At 72.6% G+C, this 22962-nt stretch carries 16 protein-coding genes; 3 read left to right on the plus strand and 13 right to left on the minus strand.

Annotated elements, in window-relative coordinates; translation table 11 throughout:
- The 12 genes from WMF34_RS01630 to WMF34_RS01685 all read right to left on the minus strand — a co-directional run bounded on the left by WMF34_RS01630 (window position 1) and on the right by WMF34_RS01685 (window position 16329).
- Window positions 1-1323 carry a S49 family peptidase gene (locus WMF34_RS01630; protein ID WP_437992206.1) on the minus strand — a complete coding sequence of 441 codons (1323 nt, stop codon included), beginning with the start codon at window positions 1321-1323 and terminating at the stop codon, window positions 1-3.
- 43 nt (window positions 1324-1366) lie between these two features.
- A complete protein-coding gene (locus WMF34_RS01635) occupies window positions 1367-1528 on the minus strand; it encodes a hypothetical protein (RefSeq protein ID WP_437992207.1) in 162 nt (53 codons plus the stop codon).
- Between the two features lie 30 nt (window positions 1529-1558).
- Window positions 1559-2641: a hypothetical protein gene (locus tag WMF34_RS01640; RefSeq protein ID WP_437992208.1), complete on the minus strand. Its 1083-nt coding sequence runs from the start codon at window positions 2639-2641 to the stop codon at window positions 1559-1561.
- 534 nt (window positions 2642-3175) lie between these two features.
- Complete coding sequence (locus WMF34_RS01645; RefSeq protein ID WP_437992209.1) at window positions 3176-3376, minus strand: hypothetical protein; 201 nt, start codon at window positions 3374-3376, stop codon at window positions 3176-3178.
- Between the two features lie 1070 nt (window positions 3377-4446).
- A complete protein-coding gene (locus WMF34_RS01650; RefSeq protein WP_437992210.1) occupies window positions 4447-7809 on the minus strand; it encodes a bifunctional DNA primase/polymerase in 3363 nt (1120 codons plus the stop codon).
- 2 nt (window positions 7810-7811) lie between these two features.
- Window positions 7812-8357: a hypothetical protein gene (locus WMF34_RS01655; RefSeq protein ID WP_437992211.1), complete on the minus strand. Its 546-nt coding sequence runs from the start codon at window positions 8355-8357 to the stop codon at window positions 7812-7814.
- Window positions 8354-8713 (minus strand): hypothetical protein, encoded by a 360-nt coding sequence (locus WMF34_RS01660; RefSeq protein WP_437992212.1) that lies wholly within the window; start codon window positions 8711-8713, stop codon window positions 8354-8356. Before WMF34_RS01660 ends, WMF34_RS01655 begins: the two co-directional genes overlap by 4 nt.
- A 104-nt stretch (window positions 8714-8817) precedes the next feature.
- Window positions 8818-9009: a hypothetical protein gene (locus WMF34_RS01665; protein ID WP_437992213.1), complete on the minus strand. Its 192-nt coding sequence runs from the start codon at window positions 9007-9009 to the stop codon at window positions 8818-8820.
- Window positions 9010-9162: 153 nt separating this feature from the next.
- Window positions 9163-10149 carry a hypothetical protein gene (locus WMF34_RS01670; protein ID WP_437992214.1) on the minus strand — a complete coding sequence of 329 codons (987 nt, stop codon included), beginning with the start codon at window positions 10147-10149 and terminating at the stop codon, window positions 9163-9165.
- On the minus strand, window positions 10146-10436 hold the full coding sequence (locus tag WMF34_RS01675) for a hypothetical protein (RefSeq protein ID WP_437992215.1): 291 nt from the start codon (window positions 10434-10436) through the stop codon (window positions 10146-10148). Before WMF34_RS01675 ends, WMF34_RS01670 begins: the two co-directional genes overlap by 4 nt.
- Before the next feature lie 199 nt (window positions 10437-10635).
- A complete protein-coding gene (locus tag WMF34_RS01680; protein WP_437992216.1) occupies window positions 10636-15402 on the minus strand; it encodes a sigma 54-interacting transcriptional regulator in 4767 nt (1588 codons plus the stop codon).
- 12 nt (window positions 15403-15414) lie between these two features.
- The gene (locus WMF34_RS01685; protein ID WP_437994603.1) at window positions 15415-16329 is read right to left on the minus strand and encodes a hypothetical protein; all 915 of its coding nucleotides are present in this window, start codon (window positions 16327-16329) and stop codon (window positions 15415-15417) included.
- A 336-nt stretch (window positions 16330-16665) separates the two neighbouring features.
- On the opposite strand from WMF34_RS01685, the gene WMF34_RS01690 reads away from it, so the two are divergent.
- From WMF34_RS01690 to WMF34_RS01700, 3 genes are read left to right on the plus strand one after another with little or no spacing between them, the layout of a single operon-like run.
- Entirely contained in the window at window positions 16666-17817 is a 1152-nt protein-coding gene (locus tag WMF34_RS01690; RefSeq protein ID WP_437992217.1) for an alpha/beta fold hydrolase, read from the plus strand.
- 29 nt (window positions 17818-17846) lie between these two features.
- A complete protein-coding gene (locus WMF34_RS01695) occupies window positions 17847-19067 on the plus strand; it encodes a GNAT family N-acetyltransferase (protein ID WP_437992218.1) in 1221 nt (406 codons plus the stop codon).
- Between the two features lie 13 nt (window positions 19068-19080).
- Window positions 19081-19602, plus strand: a complete 522-nt coding sequence (locus WMF34_RS01700) for a J domain-containing protein (RefSeq protein WP_437992219.1) — start codon at window positions 19081-19083, stop codon at window positions 19600-19602.
- 21 nt (window positions 19603-19623) lie between these two features.
- On the opposite strand, the gene WMF34_RS01705 is transcribed toward WMF34_RS01700, so the two are convergent.
- Entirely contained in the window at window positions 19624-22944 is a 3321-nt protein-coding gene (locus WMF34_RS01705) for a protein kinase domain-containing protein (protein ID WP_437992220.1), read from the minus strand.
- Window positions 22945-22962 lie beyond the last annotated feature (18 nt).

Consider the following 22962-nt stretch of genomic DNA (forward strand, 5'->3'; position numbering starts at 1 on the left):
TCAGCCCTGTGCCTGCACCCTGAGGGCGGATTGCACCTGGTCGAGCGCCTGGCGAGCGACATCGGGGCTCACGCCCTCGCCCGCGGCGAGCGCGGCGGCGGTCGGGAGGGGGCGAGCCGAGGGGGGCTGCTGCGCGGCCTGCACCTGCGCGCGCGCCATCCGGACGACCGAGAGATCGGCGCCCGTCTCGAACGCCAGGACCTCATCGCTCGCGAGGGGGTGCGCCACCGCTGGCGCGGCAGCGCTCACGAGGGCGATGTCCCGCGCTTGGCGGTGCGGCTCGATGTTCGCCGCGGGCGACGCGGGCGCCTTCATCGCAGCGCTGACCATCTCGCGAGCCTGACGGGCGACGGCCTCCTCGACGCCCAGCTCCGCGGCGAGCACGGCATCGTTCACGCCGACGCGGGGCGACGCAGGACGATGCTCGTCGTGGCTCACGGGCGGTGCCGAGAGCGAAACTGGAAGCGCGGATGAGAATGCCATGTTCCTGTCTTTCCTCTTCTTCTCCGCCCGCTCCGCGGCGCGCACCGCGGCGAGGGCAACCACGTCATCGAGCGAGCCGACCCCGTCGGCGAGGCCGGCATCGACGGCGGCGTCGCCGTGGCGCGTGCGCGCCCCTAGCTCGTCGAGGTCCGCCGAGGTCAGCCCGCGGTGCTCGGCCACGAGCTCGCGGAACGCCGCGCCGAGGGTGTCCACGCGGCGCTGGAGCTCCGCGCGCGCCTCCTCGGAGAGAGCCTCCGCGGGGTGCCCGAGCGCCTTCGTTGGGTCGCTGCGGAGGATCGTGACGTCGAGGCCCTCGTTCGCGAGGGCGCGCGCCTCGCTCACGTGGACCGCGATCGTCCCGATCGAGCCGACCCCGCCCGACGGCAGCACGTAGATCGCCTCCGCCGCGCTGGCGAGCGCGTAGGCCGCTGAGTAGCCCATCGTCACCGCGGCGAGGAGCGGCTTGCCGCTCTCCTGGGCCATCTGCCGGAGGCGCCGAGCCGCCTCGAGGTTCCCGACGGCGTCGCCGCCAGGGCTCATCACGTCGAGAACGACCGCGTCGACGTCGCCGGACGAGAGCGCTGCTCCCGCGCGGGAGACGATCGCGTCGTAGCCGTCCGCGTAGCCGCACATGTGCTGCTGCGCACGCGTCTGCAGCGGCCCGGAGATGCTGACCACCCGGACGCGCTCGCGCCGCGCTGCCGGCGCGCCGGCGGCGGGAGGAGCCTCCTCGGCAAGCGAGAAGATGCCTCCTATGGCACTCTCGTGCAGGGCCAGAACGCTTGATGCGCGCGCGGCGGCGAGAGTGGATGCATCGAGCTTGAACGTCCTGACCTTCATTGACCATGGTCCTTTCGGTGCTGCGAAGTGCGGCCGCGCGGCGCTAGGAGACGATCCGAGTCGGGGGCGGGTCCTCCTGGCATTGCTCCAGGAGATCAAGCCCTTTCGCCAGCGCTTCGCGCGTGACGTCCGAAAACGAGCGGATCCGCTTCCCTGCGACCCGACGGGCATTGACACGCTCCTCGAGCGCGTTGTCGAGGAACACGGTAACAGGCCTCCTGCTCATGATGCCTCCTCAAGCGTCGGGCAGCTCGGTCATCGTGGCCGTCCACTTGGGCGCCCCTGCCTGGAGGCCGGTCATGGAGTTGGTGCTGGCCTCGCCCTCGAGCTTGACGAAATAATTGTACTGAGACCTATCAACGACCTCGCTGAGACCGGACACGGTAATCGGGTGAGCCACGTTGTAAGCGCCCGTGCTGCCGCTCGCGTCCGGCGCAGAAGACCCCACGGTCTGCAACGTGATCTCGTTGGACGAAGTCCGCATCACCCTGAGCCTCGGCATGACCGCCGGCAGGCTCCCGTGCGTATTGGGCTGAACCATGATGTACGCACCGGTCAACGTGGAACCGTGCGGGACATCGATCTCCCAAGTCACGTTAGCGTCACTCGTACTGGATTGCGTGACGAACCCACCCGCATCCGCAGTGAATCCCGATGCGCCAACCACCGAAGCGCGAGCGCGACGATTCACGGCCCTCGAACCGAGCTTGAGCCGGCTCGTCCCGGAGAGGGTCAGATCCGTCATCGTGACGGCGGCGAGGAACGAGACGGCGGCCTGGAACGTCTGCGCTGCGGTCCACGTGTTCGGGTCCGTCAACTTCGCGAAGTTGTCGCGGAGGTGGCTGATCTGGGCGCGGAGCGACCCGGCGGGGAGGATACCGCTCGCGGGGGAGAACAGCGCGGCGGCGGCGTCCACGACGGGCCAGACGTAGATCGTCCCGCTGCCGACGCTCGTGATGTCGATAGCGGCACCGCCCGCAGTCGCGGACACCTCGAAGGTGTTCGTCAACGGGTTCCGCACGTACACGACAGCGCCTGCCGAGAGACCTCCGGGGAGGCTGCCGCCAACGACGGTGAACCGCACCGGTTGATCCGCGCTCCAGCCATGTGCGGTGACGGTAACGTTATTGACGGCATCGTCGACGCTGGCGACCTTTTTGAAGGCCCCGATGATGTCCGCAATCCTGGCCAGAGTCCACTTGGTGCGGTTCGCGAGGTTCGTGACCCCGACCCTCACGCTCGCCGCCGTGCGCGCGCCCCCTGTCGCCGGGGCGTCAACGGTCGTGTCGTAATGCTCGGTTTCAGTGACATCGCTCATAATATCTTCACCTTCCAGCAATCACTCGACACGCTCCTCGAACGCGTTGTCGAGGAACACGGTTGCAGGTCTCTTGCTCGTAGGTGATGAGTCTGCGAGACACACAGCGCCGTTTCAAGCGATGTGCCTGATATGATGCGAAAAGACGTCAACCAGATAGGCTATCGCGACTCATCGCGACCTATCGCAGTGCGACCAATAGGTCAGGCGTGCGAGCGAGGGCGGGCGATGTTTCGCACGCGAACCATTCACACGTGAAGTATCGCGGGGCGCTCACCTCGAGCGAGGGCGGGGCGGCGGCGGCGTCGCGCTGGCCACGGAGAGGGCGGCGAGCGGCGGCGGGGCGCATCGCGAGGGCGAGCCCAGGCGGCGGCGCTGCGGTGCTCGGCGGCGCTGCCCTGCCCAGGGCGAGATGCACCGCGAGCTCGGGCAGCTCGTCGACGGCGCGGCGGCGCGCGAGCGCGCTCCGGAGCTCCCCCGGGGCGCGGCGTCGACCCGCTCGAGCCACACGCACGAGGCGCGGCGTCGTGGCGTTCACCGCGGCGACGGCGGCCGGCCCTGGGAGCTGCGCGGTGCGGACTCCGCCGCGATGCTCTCGTCGGCGGCGCGCACGCCGGCGACGAAGAACCTCACCTGCGCGGGGTCGTCCAAGTCGAGGCCGAACCGTCGCAGCGTCGCGCGGTCGCGGGGCGGCACGGCGCGGAGGATCTCAGCGGCAGATCGGAGACGGGGCACGGCGCGAGCGTACCCGCTCCCCCGGGCGCGGCGACGGCGAGGGCCTACGCCTCGAGGAGGCGTCCCAGGAGGTCCGCCAGCTCGGGCGGCGAGCTCCCCGCGGGCGCTGGCCCTCCCGAGCGCGCGCCGTCCACCGCGATGGCTCCGAGCCGGGCGCGGAGCTCGGCCAGGGTGGCGACGGGCGCGGCCCTTCCGCGGACCGGGGCAAGGCTCGCCGGCGCGGCGGCGCGCTCGTGGGCGACGTCGTCGGGCGGGAGGCCTCCCCGCGGACCACCGACGCCGCGGCGGACGCCCTCGCAGGACGGCGAAGGGGGCGCGGCCGTGGCACGTGCCGAGCTGTGCCGTTCTGTGCCGCATCGCCCGGATCGCGTTCGCGGTGACTCGGCCGAGACGCCGGTGCTCCACCGCCGGCGAGCGCCCGGGCTGCCCGGGAGGCTCCGCAGGCGAGGGCGACGAGGGCGACGAGGGCGACGACGTCACCCCCGCCAGCACGAGGCGCGGCTCGACGGCCGCCCGTTCACGGCCACGGGCGACGAGCTGCGCCTCGAGGGCGCCGCGGAGCTCCCAGGAGGCCGCACGCGGGGCTCGACACGTCCACCGCCAGCCTGACGGCGCGGCGAAGGGGGTCGGCTCCCGTCGGCTCGAGGGCGATCACCGCGCCGGGCCAGCGTCGACAGCGCCCCCGTTTATGACGCACAGCGCCGCGATGAATTCCAGCCAAGGTGGATGAAGTTGACATGAACCTTACAGAGACCCGGGTTGAACGGGGCCATTGAACACTGAAACCTTCAGTTTTCCGCAAAAGAAGGCGCGCCTTTGTCGGTCCCTTCCGCTCCCATTAAAAAACGCGCATCGCACCATGTGGGTCGAGTTTACAATCGTTGACAACGCGGTCAACTTTGCGTCGCGTTGCGTCGCAACAATGACTCGATGCGTCGCGTTGCCCTGGTGCTGCTTGCTCCGCCGGAGGTCGCAGGGCGCCGCCCTTGGAGGGGCCGACGTCCACCGGGCCGACCTCTGGCCCGTCCGCTGTCCGGCGAGGCCCAGGACGGGCCCACGGCGCGGCGGCGTCAGACCTTCCACACGACCAGCGGCGCCCGCCTCGGGGCGCCCGCCATGTCGCGCAAGGACTCCAGGAGGTCCCAGGGCATCGGACGCTCGCCGGTGCGGTACCGCTTCATGGTCTGGCGGCTGATCCCCAGCGCGTCGGCCGCGGCGCCGGTGCCGCCGAGCTGCCGCACCAGCGTGTCGACCTCGGGGACGGACACGTCCTCCGCTGGCCTGTATGGCTCACTACATGTCCGGTCGCAGGGTGGCTCCGAAATTCCTTTAGCCGAACCTCCCCGCTCCGCCTCTTCTCTTATCGAGGGGTTTTCGGAGCCACCCTGCGACCGACGATGTAAGCCCCAGTACTCACCGCCTCGCGTCGCCTCGGTGAGCCTCTCGACCTGCTCGGGGGGCATGCTCCGCTCGCCGCTCAGGTAGCGCTTCATCGTGGAGCGATCGCAGCCCAGCAGGCGCGCCGCCTTGCTCACCCCGCCGGCCGCATCGACGAGCCGCCCGAGTCCGGCGAGCCCGACGGCGCCCCGCCTCGCCGGCCGGCCGCGGAGCTCCACGTCGATCACCTCGACGCGCTGGTCTCGCCAGTCGGCGGGCAGGATCGAGCCCACCGCGACGAGCAGCGCCGGCCGCGTGCGCCGGATCGTCCGGAGCCGCCCGAGGCACTGGTCTACTTCCGCGGCCGCCTGGCTGCGGTACCACGCGGGCCAGTCGTCCAGCTCGAGGTAGCTGCCGAGGTACTCCGCGTCCTTGAACTGCCCGTAGGCGTCCCCGAGGACCACCACCGCGTCGACGTCGCGCCAGCGGTCGATCCCCCTCACCCCGAAGTAGTGCCCGAAGTCTGGCGACGGCGGGCGCCCCTCCGCGGCGGGCTCGCGCGGCAGCCGTGCCAGGACCGGCCCGAGCTTTGCGCGCGCCGCCGCGAGCGCTTCGGGGGCTTGTCCCCGCGCGCGCCACTCCCTGGCGACGTCTTCCCCGACCGCCGCCCGCAGCGCGAGCTCGAGGGTCATGAAGGTGACGAACAGGACCCGCCTGCACCACGGGCGCCGCGCGATCTCATCGACGGCCGCGGCGAGCGCCCGCACGAGCCCCTCCTCGATCTCCAGCCGCCCGTGAGACGTGATGCTCGTCCGGGTGACGCGGGCGTTCAGCTGCACGCGGTCGACCGCGCAACCGTCCCGCGCGTAGGCTTCTACCACCTTCGGCGGATACCCAAGCACCTTGGTGTAAAGCGGTATCTGGTGCTGACCAGTCGCGTCCAGGAACACCTTCGGGCCAGCGAACGAGCGGAGCGCCTTGTACATGTCGACGTTGGGCATCGCGAGCGCCAACACGCGCTCCCCGCGCCGCTCGTCCACGTGAACAACAGCCGTCCCTGTGTCGCATTCGAGAGCGCTCCACACCAGCGCGTAGACTCTGCCGGAAGCCTTGATCGTCGCTCGGATGCTCCGGACGACCGCTGCGCGCTCGATGTGCTTCCGCTGGAACGGCGGGGCCCCTGGTTTCGCCTTGCGCGAAGAGCCGTGCGCGGCCGCAACGGACTCCGCGAACGTCGCCGCGCCCGTCGCCTGACAGGCGCTGTCTTTGAGCTCGTCCGCCGCGGCGCCCACGGCGGCGGGGAGGTCTGCCGACGAGTCAGCGGCCGAGTCTCGCGTCCACCGGATGAGTCCGTCGAGAGCTGCCCCCATCACCGCCGAATACCGCGGCTCCAGCATGTCAACGTTGCTGAGCGCGGCCTCGATCTCCCTCATGGTGAGCGACGTTTGGTCGAGTAGCGGCGGCGGCTCGTCGACAATCAGAAGCCCCGATGTGCCGAGCCATCCGAGCTGTTGGGCGAGCTGTGCGTGCGTCGTGACTCGGATTCTCTCGTCCCCGTCGCCATCGTAGCCCGTGCGCGCCCTGCACGTGTCCGCGTGCTCGCAAGGGCTGCGGTCGCGCCCTCGGCAGAGCTCGTATTGCGCCGATGCTCCGGCCTCCTGCAGCGCCGCGGCGAGCTCGTGGTGCTGGCACTCGGGCTCGTCGCCGCCCTCGCGGGCCAGGGAGGTCACGCCGAACGCTCGCCCGGCCGAGCCGCCCAGGAGCCGGACGCGCTTCGTCACCTCGATCGCGAGCTCGGTCGTGGGGACGACGAGCAACGTCTTGCTGTGCGCCGGCGCGCGCTCGCCCTTCGCGTCGGCGCTCGCGTAGGGCGTCGCGGCGCGCTCCAGCGCGACCTTGATCGCCGCCTCTGTCTTCCCCGTCCCGCACCGGCTCACCACGATCGTGGGCACATCGCCGGCCCTCCGGATGGCGGCCTCGATCGTCTCGACGGCCTGGTCGACGTGGACCAGCTCGCGCGGTGCCGCCTCGGGCGGGCGCCACGGGGGCGGCTTCGGGAGGAGCGCCCGCGCGCCGGCGGGCAGGGCGCGGATCGCGTCCCCGATCGTCCGCCCGGCGCAGTGGCCGTGCATGCAGTGGAACCCCCCGAGCGGCGACAGGCTCGACGCGGCGAAGATGACCGTCGACGAGTCCTTGCCGTCGCCGCCGCTCGTGTGCAGCTCGCTCCACGGGCATCGGACCATGCGCCTGGTCGAGTCGATCCGCGGGCCGAGCCACCCGGCCGCCTCGAAGGCCCGCGCGATCGGCGCGTCGTCCACGTGGCCGCTCGCCGCGAGCTCGTTCCGGTCGAGCGTGTAGCGCGTGCGCGTCGCGCTCCTCGTCGAGGTCTTCTTCTTCCCCGGCCCGTTGGCCAACAGGTACTCGATGTGCACGCGGGCGAGGCGCCCGACGTCGACGCCGCGCTCGACCTTGTACCTGCTCCCCGACCTGTGGAGGCTCGGGGCAACGACGATGTAGCCGCCGCTCGCTCCGCGCTGCTGCGAGGCCGTCTTGATGTCGACCCCGGGCAGGACGCGTGTGCTGCGGAGCGCGCTGGCGAGCTCGCCGTCCTCGGGGGCGATGTGGAAGATCAGGTGATGCCCGCCGTCGACGCGGCCCGTCCGGAGCCGGAGCGTCTCCGGCAAGCCGCCGCACGCGGCCGCCATCGCCTCGAGCGACGCCTCGCCCTCTGGCCCGTCGACGTCGATCGCAACCACGATGCTCTCGGCGCCGCCCATGAGGAGCGCGACGTTCGCGGCGGGGTGGCGCGCGTACCACGTCCGGATCTCCGTCTCGGTGTCGAGGTAGTCGTCCGCTCCCCAGCGCGAGGCGACGGGGTGCTTGCCAGCGCTCCCGCAGCGCGGCCCCTTGCGGCACGTGCAGCGCCCGTCGCGCACGCCGTGGATGATGATCGGGCGGAAGCCTCGCGCGAGGTAGCGGGCGGCCGCCTCCTCGACCGAGAGGCCGTTCACCTCGTCGAGCCCCGCGCCGTCAGGGACGCCGGTGCTCTGCACCATGGTCACCCGCTCTTGCGGCCCAGCTTCGAGTCGTTCACGGGCCGGAAGAGACCGAGGACCATTGACCCGCTGTGTCGCGGGGGGCGGTCGCGCCGCTCCTTCTCTCTGAAGAGGGCCACGACGATCGCGCTCGCGAGCTGGCCGGCCTCATGCAGCCGGATCGACGTGCCCTTCGTGGTTTGGTTCCAGCGCCTTTGCTTCGCGCTCCACTCGCACAAGCGGAGGTCGAGGTATCGGTTCCCCTTGTAGGTCCGAAGCGAGAGCCGCACGCGCTCGGTCGCGGAGCGCCTCAGCACGAGGAGCGTTTCCCCGATGTCGTCCGACTCCGCCGGGTTGCGAAGGGGGTCGTCGTCGGGATCTGAGTCGTCGTCCGGACAGAGTGTCCTCCGCCCGAAGGACGGATCGCGAAGCCACGCGTCGAACGCCAAGAGACGCTCCGCCGTGTCTGCGTTCTCGTGCGTCGCGCACTGCGTGATAACGTCGCGCCCGACGCGCGACTCCTCGTCTCCATCCGGCAGCGGTTCGAACGACAGCAGCGCGCGGCTCATCGGCGGCACCCCTTCCGGAGGCCGGCGCGCTGCATGGCGGCCTCGAACTCGTCGCCCTCCGGCGCCGGCTTCTCCTTCGCCTGCGCGGCGAAGTACCGATCGAGCTCGTCTGGCTCGACGTAGTAGTACTTCCCGACCTTCTGCGCGCGGAGCTTGCCGCTTCGGATGTCGGCCAGCAGGGCGCGCTTGGGGCGCGAGATCCTGTCGTGCCGGATCCTGCGATCCGTCGCTTGGCTCTTCAGGGCGGCGGATACCTCCTCCCTGATGAACGCGCGGAGGTCGTCTCCCAGGAGACCAACCAGAAGCCGCGCAGCATCGCCCTTGCGCAGGGCGGCCTCTTCAGGCACCTTTCCCATGCTCGTGTCCTCTCGGCGCGGTGTCGGCTCGTCCCCGACCCCGCGCCGTTCTCTTCTGAGCCTCGTCACCGGGACCCTCCCCCGGCGCTTTCAGCAGCTCGGTTTCAGCCCTTCACCACCGGAGCCGGAGCGCTCTGCAGCTGCGCCAACTGGCGCTGTGCGAGCTCGATCCGCTCCTTCACCATCGAACCGCGGACGTCCTCACCGCTGAGGAACTTCCGCACCGTGCGGGGGTCCGCGCCGGACAGCCCCGCGATCACCAGAACCCGCTGTGTCGTCGTCAGTTCGTGTTGCATGACGACTCCACATCAGCACCGCGGAACCCGGCGCGGTACCGCTGCTTCCCCAGCCACCGGTGGGCTGGTCCAGCTCCAGCCTATCCCCGGGTGAGCTAGTCCAGGGCCAGCCTATCCCCGGCTGGGGAAAACGCTCTTGACGGCCGCGCCGATCTAGTGGGTGTCGAGGAAGAGGAAGGCTTTTCGCGTCTCCTCGTCGTCCTTGCCCGACAGCTTGAATTCGGTTTCCAGCAGATCTCTCGCGATGTCCTGCGCGGCGTTCTCTTCCGGAGCCGCGCTCCACTTCCGCCCGAGCACCGATAGGCGCCCGGCGATCCGCTGCCCGATTGTTTTGATGCGCTTTTGAAAGTCGGGCTCGCTCGAGAGACTGGGCAGCGCAGGGAAGTTGCTGGCCATGCAGCGCGCGATGGGCGCTGCCGCGACGCTCAAGTCAGCATCCGCCGCGCGCGTGCGACGCAGAAAGAACGCCAGCGCTTCCGCCAAGATCCTGAACCCGCCGACGATGCTGTTGACTCCGCCCTTGAGCAGGCGCCCGGTCGTGTCTTCGATGGGCAGCCAGGGGCCGCGAAGGAAGCCTTCGCCCGGTCGGATGTACTTCCGAGCCCAGGTATGTGGCCCGCCCTCAGCGTTCAAGGCGGCAAGGTCGTCTTGCTCAATCGCCCTATGAATGGCGGTAAGGATGTGACCCACGGCGGCGGCATCGCCGTTGGCATGTCGACGGGCATGCTCCATGAACCCTTGCGCGAGGAGATCCAGCCGACCTACCAGGTCGTGACAGTAGCTTTCAGGAACCCGGATCTGCTCGCCGTTGCCGACGTCAACAAGGACCGTCGGGAGATCCACAACAAGCTCACCGGAGGCCTCAGCTTCCGCGTGCAGCTTCGTGATCTGCCGGGCGGATTCCTCGCTGCCGTCCGAATGGCGGGACTCCGGGCCGAGACGAAGGCGAGGCTTCTTGACCTTCGATGTGCCCTTGCCTGCCGTGCTCCGCTTCGATACCTTCTCGCTCACGTTGACCTCGACCGTCGACGTCGCCGGCCGGGAGGGTGCCACCCCTCGCCGGCCGTCCTCTTGCCAGCCTACCGCGGCGGCGAGGGCCACGGCGAGCACGACGAACAGGGCTTGACAACGAGCCTTCATCGTCCTCTCCGCACGCGCTCTGCCGAAAGGCGCACGACATCGGCCGTGTCCCCGGAAGGCTGCTCGGGCGCCGCGAGGAGCTTGCCGAGCGCCTCGTTCGCCACGCGCGCGGCTTCGCGGTCGCCGGCGGCGAGCGCTACCCGCACCAGCTCGGTCAGCTGCGTCAGCAGGCCCGCACGCGGCGAGCTCGTCCCCGACGCGCCCGACGGCGCCGTTGCCGGTCCCGGCGAGGGTGGGGGGCCGCTGGCGTGGACGACGAGCACCGCCGGCGCGGCGCCACCCTGCACGCCCTCGACGTCGGCCGGAGACCGCGGCGAGGCCTGCGTGGGCGGCGACAGCTCGGTCAGGGCCCCGGGCTCGGCCGTGGACCCATCGTTGGACCCAAGCCCGTCTACGGCCCCGAGAGCAGGGGCCGGACCCTGCTCTACTTCTCCAATCCTTCCGCCAGCTTGGCCGCCTCGCCCCGCCCCGAGCGCGGCCCCCGCATCACTGGATCCCGTACTCCTTGAGGCGCCGGTAGAACGTCCGGCGCGGCAGGCCCACGACCTGCGCCGCCTTCACCCGGTTCCAGTTACAGCTCGAGAGCGCGACGAGGATCCGCTCCCGCTCGCTCGCCTTGTGCGCGTCCAGCGACGTCTCGACGCGGTGCGGGTCGCTCGACGGCGGAGCCCGGCCCGCGCTCGCGGGCGCCCCGCCGCCAGCGGGCGCTCGCGGCGGGGGCGCGGCGCCGCCGTCGAGCGAGCCCCGCAGCGACCGAGGCGCCGCGTCGGGGAGCTCGAAGTCCTCGCTCTCCAGCTCGGGGCGATCCGACAGGACCCACGCGTTGAGCAGCACGTTCTCGAGCTGCCGCACGTTCCCGGGCCAGGTGTACGCCGACAGCCGCTTCAGCGCGGCGCGGGACACGCTGCGGCGATCGCGGCCGTAGCGCGCGGCGAAGATCCCGAGGAAATAGTCGATGAGCAGCGGGATGTCCTCGATCCGCTGGCGCAGCGACGGCACCCGCACCTCGACGACGTGCAGCCGGTAATAGAGATCCTCGCGGAACGTGCCCCTCGAGACCATGTCGGCGAGATCCCGGTGCGTCGCCGCGATGACCCGCGCGTCGACCGGCTCCTCGCGCGCGCCGCCGACCGGACGGACGACCTTCTCCTGCAGCACACGCAGGAGCCCCGCCTGCATCTTCTGCGGCATCTCCCCGATCTCGTCGAGCAGGATGGTGCCGCCGGTCACCTCCCGGAAGAGCCCCTTCCGGTCGCGATCCGCGCCCGTGAACGCGCCGCGGACGTGCCCGAAGAGCTCGCTCTCCAGCAGGTGCTCCGGGATCGCGCCGCAGTTGACGCCGACGAAAGGCTTCTTCGCCCGCGGGCTCGCGTTGTGGATCGTCCGCGCGACGACCTCCTTGCCCGTCCCGCTCTCGCCCGTGATCAGGATCGGGATGTCCGTGTCCTTCACCCGGTCGATGAGCGCGTACACGCGGCGCATCGCCTCGCTCGTGCCGACAAGGCCCTCGTAGCCGAAATGGCCGCGGATCACCGCGCGCGCCGAGCGCAGATCCCGCCGCGTCGCGGCCAGCTGCGCGGTGCGGTGGCCGAGGAGCTCCTCCAGCTTGGCGCGCGCAGCGCGCAGCTCCTCGTTCGCGCGCTCGAGCTCGCGGGCGCGGCGCTCGTTCTCGCTCACGAGGCGCGCCGTCTCGATCGCGATCGCGACCTGATCGGCCAGCGCGCTCAGCGTCGGGAGCTCCACCTCGAACTTCGCCGCGGCGCTCAGCCGGGTCTCCAGGTACAGCGCGCCGATCACCTGCCCGCTCCGCTGCCGGATCGGCACGCACGCGACCGACTGCAGCATGAGCTGGTGCACCGAGACGTAATCGCTCATGCGCGCGTCGTCCCGCGCGCTCGCGGTCACGACCGGCTCGCCCGTGGAGATCACCCGCTCGGCGATCGAGCTGGAGAAGCGCGCGTGCGGGTCGTCCCCCGCCTGGTCGCGCGAGGCGTGGATCGAGAGATCGACCGCGCCTTCGCCCGCAACCTGCTGCAGCTCGTCGCGCGGCGGGCGCTGCAGGATGATGAACCCGCGCTCCGCCTGGAGGAGCGCGATCGCATGATCGGTCACCTTCGCGAGCAGGCGCGTGAGATCGTGCTCCCCGGCGATCTCGCGGTTGATCTCGAGGACCCGCGCCAGCCGGTCCTCGCCCTGCGGGGGCGCCGCGCCCGCCTGAGCCGCCGCGCTCTGCTGGGTGAACGGCACCGTGCGGCTGCTCATCAGCTCGAGCATCGCGGCCGCCCGGATCTCCTTGCGCCGCGCGTCGTTCCAGAACACCTCCCGGAGGTCGCGCGGCAGCTTCGAGGCGATCTCCTCCAGCGTGATCAGCGCCTCCTCGCGGTCGTGGCGCGCCCGGATGAGGTGCCCCCGCTCCGTCTCGAGCTGCGCCCGCGCCTCCAGCGCGCGCCAGATCCAGTCGCGCTGGCCCGCGGCGCGCGCCGCGTCGAGCGCCTCGTCGTACGCCGCCCGGGCCCGCCACTCGTCGCGCGCGAGCGCCGCGACGCGGCCGCGCGCGAGCGCGAGCAGGGCGCGGTGGGCGCCCGTCGTCCCGAGGCGCCCCGACGCCACGTCGATTTCCTCGCCGAGGGCGCGCGGATCCGCGCCGGCGCGCGCCACCGCGAAGAGCACGCGCTCGAGCCGCGCCTCGACCCCGTCGATGCGCCGGCCCATCGCCTCGTACGCCTCGGCGCACTCGAGGCAGAGCCGCTCGGCCTGCTCGAGATCGCCCGAGCGCGCCGCGTGCTCCGCCTCGAGCGCGAGCAGCTGCGCCTGCTGCTGCGGCGCGAGATCCGCGCGCTGGGCGGCGAGCGCGTCGAGCGACACCCGGGCCCGCGCGAGCCGCCCGAGGTAGAGGTCGAGGTTCGCGAGGTTGAGGAGCGCCTGGCGGATCGTCGCCACGCGGCCGGAGCGCCGGCCCAGATCGACGGCGGCCTCGAGGTGGCGGATGGCCGCGCCGAGGTCGCCCTGGAGCTTCGTGAGCGCGGCGAGGTTCAGGCGGGTCGTCGCGAGCGTGCCCGCGTCGCCGGCCTGCTCCGCGGCCGTGAGCGCCTCCTCGTAGACCGCCTTCGCCTCGCTGAGGCGATCGTCCCGCTGGAGCGCGAAGGCGAGCGACACGAGCGCGACCGACAGGATCCGCGGCTCTCCCGTGAGCCGCGCGAGCCGGACCGCGTGCTCCAGCGTGCGCTTCGCGTCCTCGTGCCGCGAGGCGAAGCTCTGCGCGAGCCCGCGCGTCGCCACCGCCTCGGCGACGATCGCCTCGGGCGAGGCGCCGAACGCGGCGGCCGTCGCGAGCTCGGGGCGCGACGCGCCGGTCAGCTCCGCCTCGATCTTGAGCGGGCCCACCCGCTCCACGGCCTCGCCCGCGCGGCGCTCCGCCTCGCCGTAGTCGCCGGCGCGCACGAGCGCGCGGGCCATCTGCAGCGACCAGAACGCCGCCAGCGCGTGATCGTCCGAGGCCTCGACCTGGTCCTTCACGCGCCCGAGCTCGGCGAGCGCCCGCGCCGTGTCGCCGCGGTTCATGGCGAGCCGCGCGCGCGCGAGCGTCAAGGCGGGCACCGCGGCGGCCGAGCCGCCGCCCTCGTGCCGCCCGAGCGCCTCCGCGGCCGCGTCGAAGTGGCCGCGGTCGAGCAGCCGGTGGATCTCCGCCGGCGGCAGCGCCGCCCCCTCGGCGCCAGCGCCGCCCGGCCCGGACGCCACCGCGCTCGTCGGGGGCGCGTCGAGCAGCCGATCGACGTCCTCGGTCGACGCGACGGGCGCGCGCGCGATGCACGCGACGATCTCGCGGATGCGCCCGGGCCACCGCCCCGCGCGGGAGACGACGTGCGCCGCCACCGCGTCGCTCAGCGACGGGATGGTGCGCTGCACGAGCTCGCGGGCGACCTGCTCGTCGAGCGGCGCCATCTCGAAGCGCTCGAACCCGCGGCCCAGGCGCGCGGGCGAAGGCGCCTCGTCAGCGGGCGCGCCGCGCGCGGCGCGCGTCGCGTCGTCAGCGGGCGCGCCGCGCGTGGCGCGCGCCGCGCCAGGCCCCCGGTTCGCGCCGCTCTCCGATGGATCCCCGAGCACGAGCACGAGCTTGCCGCCGGCCTTCCGCACCTCGTCGAGCCGCTCGATCGCCGCGTCGCCGAGCCGATCGGCGTCGTCGACGAGCGCCGTCACCCGGCCGAGATCGTGCTCCGACAGCTCGATCGAGAGCGCCTCGCGCGGGTCCGCCACGCGGGCCGCCTCGACCCACGCGACGGCGTACCCGCCGACCTCGAGCGACCACGCGATGCGCCGGAGCAGCGCGCTCCGCCCGGAGGCGCGCGGGCCTTCGATCGAGAGCCCGCCGCCCGCGGGCAGCGCCATGATCTGCGCGAGCAGCCGCGTGGAGGGCGCGTCCAGCCCGACGATGGGCCAGACCACGGCGCCCGCGTCCGCGTCGGGCCGCGCGCCCGCCTCGCCCGGCCTCGCGGCCTCCTCGCCCGGCCCGGAGGGGAGCCGCGCCGCGCGCCGGAGCGCGTTCGCGAGCTCGTCGGCGCTCGGGTAGCGCGCGTTCGGGTCCTTGGCGGTCGCCCGGTCGACGACCCCCTGGAGCGCCTCGACGACCTTCGGATCACGCTCGCCCCCGCTGTCGCGGAGGGCCTCGGCGAGCGTCGCGCCGAGCGCGAACACCTCGGCGCGGACGGTGAGCGGGTCGCCCTTGAAGAGCTCCGGCGCGGCGTAGCGGGGCGTGAGGCCCACGGGCCGCGAGCCGTCGTCCCGGAACGGCGCGGCGAGGCCGAGGTCGACGAGCGTGGCGCGGCCGCCCTCGCCGACGATGATGTTCGCGGGCTTCACGTCGCCGTGCAGCAGGAGCGCGCGGTGCAGCCGCGTCAGCTGATCGGCCGCGTCGGCGATGGCCGCGAGGTTCCTGGCCAGGTCGCCCTTGCGCGCGAGCAGATCGGCGAGGCTCGTCCCCTCGACGAGCTCGCGCACCATGAAGGGCCGCCCTGACGCGGGCAGCCGGCCGAAGCGCAGCACGCGCGGCACGCCGAGGCCCTCGACGCCCGACAGCGCCGCCGCCTCGCGGACGAGCGCGAGCACCTCCGGCTCGTCCGCCTCCTCGCCGAGCGTCTTCAGCGCGGCCGTCTTGCCGGTGAGGCGGTCGCGCACCGCCCACACCTCGCCACCACCGCCCTTTCCGAGGGCCCCGATCGGCTCATAACGCGGCGGAAACAGCGGACGCGACGTCACCTCATCCCTCGATCAGAGGCCATACCCCGCGGACAGCCCGAAGAACAACCCTGTGATGGAGAAGCCGGCGTCGAGCCGCGTCTGGAGCTGCTTGATCGGCTTGTACCGGAAGCTGAGCTGCGGGAACGAGATCCACGGGAACACCGACGGCTTGGATCCTCCGTTGATCCAGCTCGGCTCGTCGTAGTCGCCGAAATGCTCGTTGGAGCCGTCGCAGAAGCCGCCGATCGGGCCGGGGCACTTGCTCCACGAGCCCACGTCGTCGGGGTCGAGGCGCGACGGGTTGTTCGGGTACGCCTGCGCGCGGTAGAGGTTGCCGAAGACGACGCCGAGCCCGACGCCGCCGCCGATCAGCAGGGAGAAGCGGCCCTTCTCCTTGTCGAGCGGGATCTCGTAGAGGAGATCGGTCGTGAAGTAGACGAGCTTCATGGTGCTCGACACCATCTCCCACGCGTCGTCGCCGTCGTTCTTCCCCTTGAAGAGGAAGGGATCCATCGAGTAGTCCGCGTAGGAGATCGCCAGATCGATCTCGAGCCCGTCCCTGCGCGTCGAGAGCTCCGGGCCGAAGGTGAACACGTTCACGCTCGACCCGCCGTCCGCGAAGAGGTTGATCATCGCCTTCGGCACGATGAGGTTCCGGAACCGGAGCCCGGCGAACCGATAGGTCTTGCCCTCTCGCTCGAACGGGGCGTTCTCATCCGCCGCCTCGGGCGGCGCCTCCTGCGGATCGTCTTTCTCGCCGGGCGCCTTGTCGTCCTGCGCCTTCTCGTCCGTGGCCTGCTTCTCGGCAGCGGGGGAGTCGTCCAGCTTGTCTTCGGCGTCGTCCTTGGGCTGCGCGCCGGCGCTCGACGAGAAGCACACGGCGCCGAGCAATGCGGCGAGCGCGGCGGCCCTTGCGTGCACCCCGACCGCGAGCTGCCGACCCATCTTCACGTGGTACATTGTAGGTCACCTAGCGATGCGTAAGTTCAGGGCCGGGCTCCGCGCCCACGGAACGGGCGCGCCGAGGCCAGCCTCGGGTTCTCCGCGCGCCCCGGTGGACCGGGCACCAGCGAGGGGAGGGTACACGAGACGCAGCGCCGTGTGACGCCCGCGGACCGCCCACGGCGGAGCTTTTTCAACGACCGCGCGCCAGAGCGTGCCTGTCCGTGATCGCCGTCGGTGACCGTGCGATGTCGGCGCGGCAGGGCCCCACGGCGGCGGCATTGCTGGCGGACCAAACGAGGTTGCACACAGCAAAATAATCCGCAATAGACGGAAAGGATGATCCTGCATCAGGCCCAGGTCGAGCAGACGATCGACCGCGACGAGCGGGACAGGTTCATCAAGGAGCTCGTGGTGGTGCGGGTCCGCAGCACCACGCACGAGTCCCCGCCGGCGAGCCGCGGGATCGAGGGGGCGCGCGCGCCCGGGGTGGAGGACGCGGAGTCGGTGGAGCGGGACGTGCCGCTGGCGATGATCCGCAAGCGGAGCGCGCGGCTCCGGAGCACGGTGGCGAGCGTGCTGCTGGTCCACGGGTACGGCCAGAACCGGTACATCTGGCACCTGCCGTCGCGGAGCTTCTCGAACTACCTGGCGCGCGCGGGCTTCGACGTCTTCAACCTGGACCTGCGGGGGCACGGTCGGTCGCGGCACCTCGGGGCGCGGCGGCCGGCCCACGTGACCGATTTCGTCCGCGAGGACGTGCCGGCGGCGATCGAGGAGATCCGGCGCATCTCGGGCCCGCGGCCGGTGTACCTGATCGGCCACTCGCTCGGGGGGCTCGTCGGCTACGCGACGGCGCCGACGATGGGGGACGCGGTCGGCGGGATCGTCACGCTCGGGAGCCCGTACCTGTTCACGCACGGGTCGCGGTCGCTCGCGCTGCTCGGCCGGCTGATGCTGACGGTCGACCGGCGCGTCCCGCTCGGACAGGGGGCGCTCCCGCTGTCGGCGTGGGGCGAGCCGTTCCGGTTCGTGCGCGCGTTCGTCGAGAGCCCGATCTTTCCGCTGCCGATCCGGGGGTTCGTGCCCGGCTCGATGGAGACGCGGGTGCTCACGCAGCACATGTCGCTGGCGATGGACAGCGGCAGCATCACGGTGCTCCGGAACATGTTCCTGGATGCGGCGGCGTCCCGGAAGAGCGGCCACCACATGGGGAGCCTCTTCGGCTACGCCGAGCGCTTCGAGCAGCTCGACCTGCCGCTCCTGGTCATCGCGGGCACGCACGACGATCTCGCGCCGCCGGCGTCGGTGAAGCCCGCGTACGATTTCAGCCGCTCCTCGGACAAGACGTACCGCGAGTTCCCGCGCGGCCACCTCGACATCGTCGTCGGCCGGGACGCGCCGCTCACGGTGTGGCCGCTCATCGAGGCCTGGCTGAAGACGCGCATCCGGCGGGCGGCGGCGAGGGAGCAGGGCCGGCTGAGCGCGTAGGGCGCCGGCGCGACTGCTATCGTGGGCGGATGACCATCGAGCTGCGGCAGCTGGCCCCCGAGCAGCACGGCGAGTTCGTCCATCCCATCCTCACCGCCTTCGGCGCGCTCGTGAACCCCGAGCGCCTGGAGGCGACGAAGCGGCTCCCGGAGCTCACGTATGGCCTCGGCGCGTACGACGGCGGGTCGCTCGTCGGGGCCGCCGGCACGTTCTCGCTCACGATGACCACGCCGGGCGGCGCCGTCCCGGTCGCCGGGCTCACGATGGTCGGGGTCATGCCGACGCACCGCCGCCGCGGCATCCTCACGCGCCTCGTCCGGCGGCACCTCGACGAGGCGCGGGCCGCGGGGCAGCCGATCTCCTCTCTCTGGGCCACGGAGGGCTCCATCTACGGCCGCTTCGGCTACGGCCTCGCGTCGCAGGCGTGCTCCATCTCGATCGAGCGCGATCGCACCGCGTTCCGCGGGGAGGCGAGCGCGGAGGGCCGGGCGCGGCTGCTCGGGGAAGCCGAGGCGCTCGAGGCGTTCGCGCCGGTCTGGGAGCGCGCCCGCCCGCTCGTCCCCGGGATGCTGGCGCGCTCGGAGCCCTGGTGGCAGGGCCGGCGGCTCTGCGACAACGACTTCATCCGCCAGGGGGGCGGCCCGCTCCAGCGCGTCGTGATCGAGGTCGACGGGCGCGCCGAAGCCTACGCGCTGTACTGCGTGCACCACCGGTGGGACGCGTCCACGATCCCGATCGGCTCCATCCGCGTCATCGAGGCGATCGGCGCCTCGCCGCTCGGGACGAGGCTCGTCTGGCGGTACCTCTTCGACATCGACCTGGCGCAGCGGATCGAGGCGAGCCTCCTGCCGCCCGATCATCCCCTCGGCATGCTCCTCGTCGAGCCGCGGCGGCTGCGCCTCACGGCGAGCGACGGGCTGTGGGTGCGCATCGTGGACGTCGAGGCCGCGCTCGCGGCGCGCGCCTACGGCAGCGGCGAGGCGCTCACGCTCGAGATCACCGACCGCGATTGCCCCTGGAACGCGGGCCGGTTCCAGCTCGACGGGGGCGAGCGGCGCGCGACGCGCACCACGGCGGCGCCGGACCTCCGCCTCGACATCACGGCGCTCGGCTCGGCGTACCTCGGCGGCGTCTCGTTCCGTTGCATGGCCGACGCGGGCCAGGTCGAGGCGCTCTCCGGAGGCGCCATCGAGCGCGCGGACAGCCTGTTCCGCGCCGCGCGCGCCCCGTGGTGCCCCGAGATCTTCTGAAGGCCAGGCCCCGATGACGCTCCCGCTCCGCGGCGTCTACGCGGTGACCCCGACCCGCCGCCGCCGCTTCCTGTGGGCCGCCTGGTGGACGGCCGAGCCGGCGCGCGACCCGTTCCGCCCTCCGGACGCGAGCCAGGGCGGCGCGCGGACCGTCGAGGAGGCGCGGGCGCAGGCCGAGCGCGCGGCCGGGCGCCCGCTCGTCGAGATCGCGCCGGCGTGGGCGACGGCCTGGACGCGCGTCCTGCGCGGCGAGCCCCCGTGGCCCAAGCCGCGCGCGCGGCGGGAGGCGCCCCCGTCGCCGCCACCCGGGCCGTCGAGCCGCGCCCCCTCGCGGCCTGCGTCCGCGCGCGGCGTGTCGCCGTTCGCGGTGCTCGGCCTGGCGGAGGCCGCGAGCGCGGACGAGATCCGCCAGGCGTTCCGCCGGCTCGCGCTCGTCACGCACCCCGATCGCGGCGGCGACGCCCGCGAGTTCATGCGCGTCAAGTGGGCCCACGACGAGGCGATGGCCAGGCTGTCGCGGCCTAGACGCAGGTAGCGCCGCTGCGGGGATCCGGGGCTAAGGGTGGCTCGCCGCGGCGACCTTCCGCGCCTCGTCGAGGAGCGGCGCGTACTCGCGCGCGAGCAGCGGGTTGCCGCGGAGCGCCTCGTCGAGCAAGGCCCCGGCGCGCTGGGCCAGATCCAGGCGCGCCGCGCGCTCGCGCTCCACCTTCGCCCGGAGGAGGAGCAGCGCGCCCTTCCTGGCGCTCGCCAGCGGGAAGCCCGGGTCGATGGCCAGCGTGCGCTCGATCAGCGCGAGCCCCGCCTCGACCTCCGAGCGCACGTCGAGCAGCCCCGGCCCGGTCAGGGCGGCGCGCTGCCGGTGGACCTCGGCCAGGGCGCCGGAGATCCTCGGATTGCCCACGTTCGCCTCGAGGGCGCGGAGCAGCGACCGCTCCGCGGCGTCGAGCGCCGCCGCAGGGCTCCCGCCGCGCGACGCGGCCCACCGCGCCGAGAGCAGCTCGATGTGCCCGAGCGCGAGGAGCGCGCCCGCGTGCTGCGGCCTCGCGGCCACGATGGGCTCGATCGCGCCCCTCGCCGCCCGGAGCGCGGCCGTCGGATCCCCTCCCCGGAGGAGCGCCCCGTGCGCCGCCTCGATGCGCGCGAGGCCCGCCCCCTGCTTCGCCTCGAGATCGTCCGGGTTGAGGCGCGCCGCCGCGCCGTACGCCTCGATCGACCGCGCGAGCGAGACCTCCGGGCTCCCGCCGGTGAGCCGCTCGTGCCGGCCCTGGATCAGGTAAGTCAGGGCCAGGTTGTTGTAGGCGCGGTAGCTGTCCGGGCGCCGCCGCAGGGCCGCCTCGAGGCTGTCCTTGGCCACGTCGAGCGACTCCTCGGGCGACGCCCCGTGGTCGAGCTCGTACTGCGCGCGCCGCGCGTAGAGCCAGCCCTGGTTGAGGAGCGGCGGCATGTCGTTCGGCGCGATCTCGATCGCCCGCTCGGCGTACGACGCGCCGAGCTCGAAGAGGGGGAGGGGATCGGCGCCGCGGGACGCGGCGTACTCGGCCATCATGCCGTAGGCGATGGCGGCGTCGTTCCACGCCCAGAAGGAGTTCGGGTCGAGGGCGAGCGATCGCTGCGCGCTGTCGACCGCGCGGCCGAGCGAGGGCCACGCGTCGAGCCCCACGGCGCTCTCGTGCGACGCGAGGAGGAAGAAGCTCGCCCCCATCGCGCCGTACGCGGTCGCGTCCGACGGGTCGCCCTGGACCGCTTGCTCGCTGGCCGCGACCGCCTCGACGAGGTCCGACCTCGGGTCCGAGCCGCGCGACAGGTCGCGCCTTCCGCGGTGCACGAGCGCCCAGGCCTTCTTGGCGAGCGCGCCGCTCGCCCGCGGGTTGGCCCGGAGCGCCTTGTCGCACCGGGCGATGATCTGCGCGACGACCTCCTCCGCGTCTCCGCCGCGCTGCGCCTCGATCAGCATGATCTCGCTCAGGGCGCGCGCGGCCGCCTCGTGGACGTCGGGATCGCTCTCGGCCATCTCCGCCGCGGCCTCGTACGAGGCGACGGCGCCCCAGAACTCGACGAGCGCCGCCGCGTGCTCCCCGAGGTCGCGCGCCGCCGTGCCCTTCGCGAGCAGGATGTCGCCCTCGAGCTTCTTCGCCTCGTATTCCCAGGGCGATCGCGCGAACGCCAGCCGCGCGTCGGCGAGCGCCTCGTCGAACCGCCCCTCGTAGAGCGCGATGAGCGCCACGGCGTACGACGGCGGCTCCGCGGCCGATCTCACGCTGTCCCTCAGGTGCCTGAGCGCCGGCTGCTTGTGCCGCTCCTCGAGCTCGAGCTGGTGCGCGGACCGCTCCCCCTTGTCGGCGAGGCGCCGCGCCCGATCGAGCCCCTTCAGGTAGAGCATGCCGTGCACGAGGCCCGCCGCGAATTTCGCGTCGCGCGTGGCATACCCGCTCGCGAGCGCCGCCTCGAGGTGCGCGAGCGCCTCCTCGGGCTCGTGCAGCGCGAGGTGCCCGCGCCCGAGCGCGTAGCGGCCAGGGCCCTCGACGAGATCGCCCGTCGTCTCGCGCATGCCCTGCATCTTCCGGTCGATCTCGCCCAGGCGCGCCCGGATGACCTCCTTCTCCCGCGACACCTCGTGGAGGGGGAGCGCGTAGGCGTAGCGCATGAACAGCTCCATCTCCTTGACGTCCTGACCGAAGCCCTCGGCCAGGGACGCCACGCGCGCGGCGAGCTCGGCCTGCCGCGCGGCGGCGAGCTTCGCGCGGAGGGCGACGGCGCCCGAGAGCGCGAGCACGACGAGCGCCACGGCGGCCGCCGCGACCGCGAGCCTGTGCTTCCTGGCGCGCTTCAGGGCGCGGTAGCCGATGCCCATCGGCCGCGCGTCGATCGGCTCCCCCTCGAGGTAGCGCTCGAGATCGAGCGCGAGCATCTTCGCGGAGTCGTACCGCCGCTGGGGCTCCTTCTCGAGGCACTTCATCACGATGGTCTCGAGATCGACGGGGATCCGCTTGTCGATCTTCCGCACCGGCGCCGGCAGCTCGCGCGCCACGCGGGCGATGAGGCTCGTCACCGAGGGGTCGACGAACGGCGGGCGCCCGGCGAGGACCTCGTAGAGCGTGGAGCCGAGGCAGTAGACGTCCGTGCGGCGGTCGAGCTGGCGCTGGCCCCCGGACACCTGCTCGGGCGCCATGTACGCCGGCGTCCCCTCGCCGCTCGCCGTCGCTCGGGCGTCCGCCGCGGTGTCCCTCGCGAGCCCGAAATCGAGGAGGTAGGGGCGGAAGGCGCCCTCGGCGGTCCGCTCCACCAGGATGTTCGCCGGCTTGATGTCGCGGTGGATCAGCCCGAGCCGGTGGGCGGCGTGCAGGCCGTCCGCGACGTCGGCCACGATCTTCACCCGCTGCTCGAGGGACAGCTGCTGCGCCACCCGGTGGAGCGGCTGGCCGTCGATGTACTGCATGGCGATGAACGGCTGGCCCTGCGCCTCGCCCACCTCGTACACCTTGCAGATGTTCGGGTGCTCGACCCGGGCCTGGGCCCGCGCTTCCCAGATGAAGCGCTGGGCGAGCTCCGGATCGTTGCCCCGTATCAGCTTGAGCGCCACGTACCTGTGGAGTCGCGGGTCCCTGGCCTTGTAGACCGTGCCCATTCCCCCTTTCCCGATGAGCGACTCGCACTCATACCGATCCCAGTTGCGGATGGGGAACCTGCTCGGCACGCGCGACGAGGGCGGCTCGACGGACAGGAACACCGTTTCCTGCGCGGCGCCCGAGCTCCCCGGCGGGGCGGAGCGGGGCGGCCTGCTCTGGGGCGCGATCGAGACGGGGCGGGACGTGGGCTCCTCGCTCGCCGACCACGCGGCGTTCGCACTCTCCGAGCCCGCTCCTCCCATTCGGCTCATGACTCGGACCCTTTTCAA

The sequence above is a fragment of the Sorangium sp. So ce145 genome, from assembly GCF_051525985.1.
GTDB lineage: Bacteria > Myxococcota_A > Polyangia > Polyangiales > Polyangiaceae > Sorangium > Sorangium cellulosum_B.

What these genes read in the sequence shown, in the direction of transcription:
- WMF34_RS01630 (WP_437992206.1), bottom strand. Translation starts at nt 1,323, where the DNA reads ATGAAGGTCAGGACGTTCAAGCTCGATGCATCCACTCTCGCCGCCGCG.
- WMF34_RS01640 (WP_437992208.1), bottom strand. Translation starts at nt 2,641, where the DNA reads ATGAGCGATGTCACTGAAACCGAGCATTACGACACGACCGTTGACGCC.
- WMF34_RS01650 (WP_437992210.1), bottom strand. Translation starts at nt 7,809, where the DNA reads ATGGTGCAGAGCACCGGCGTCCCTGACGGCGCGGGGCTCGACGAGGTG.
- WMF34_RS01655 (WP_437992211.1), bottom strand. Translation starts at nt 8,357, where the DNA reads ATGAGCCGCGCGCTGCTGTCGTTCGAACCGCTGCCGGATGGAGACGAG.
- WMF34_RS01660 (WP_437992212.1), bottom strand. Translation starts at nt 8,713, where the DNA reads ATGGGAAAGGTGCCTGAAGAGGCCGCCCTGCGCAAGGGCGATGCTGCG.
- WMF34_RS01665 (WP_437992213.1), bottom strand. Translation starts at nt 9,009, where the DNA reads ATGCAACACGAACTGACGACGACACAGCGGGTTCTGGTGATCGCGGGG.
- WMF34_RS01670 (WP_437992214.1), bottom strand. Translation starts at nt 10,149, where the DNA reads ATGAAGGCTCGTTGTCAAGCCCTGTTCGTCGTGCTCGCCGTGGCCCTC.
- WMF34_RS01685 (WP_437994603.1), bottom strand. Translation starts at nt 16,329, where the DNA reads ATGGGTCGGCAGCTCGCGGTCGGGGTGCACGCAAGGGCCGCCGCGCTC.
- WMF34_RS01690 (WP_437992217.1), top strand. Translation starts at nt 16,666, where the DNA reads ATGATCCTGCATCAGGCCCAGGTCGAGCAGACGATCGACCGCGACGAG.
- WMF34_RS01695 (WP_437992218.1), top strand. Translation starts at nt 17,847, where the DNA reads ATGACCATCGAGCTGCGGCAGCTGGCCCCCGAGCAGCACGGCGAGTTC.
- WMF34_RS01700 (WP_437992219.1), top strand. Translation starts at nt 19,081, where the DNA reads ATGACGCTCCCGCTCCGCGGCGTCTACGCGGTGACCCCGACCCGCCGC.
- WMF34_RS01705 (WP_437992220.1), bottom strand. Translation starts at nt 22,944, where the DNA reads ATGAGCCGAATGGGAGGAGCGGGCTCGGAGAGTGCGAACGCCGCGTGG.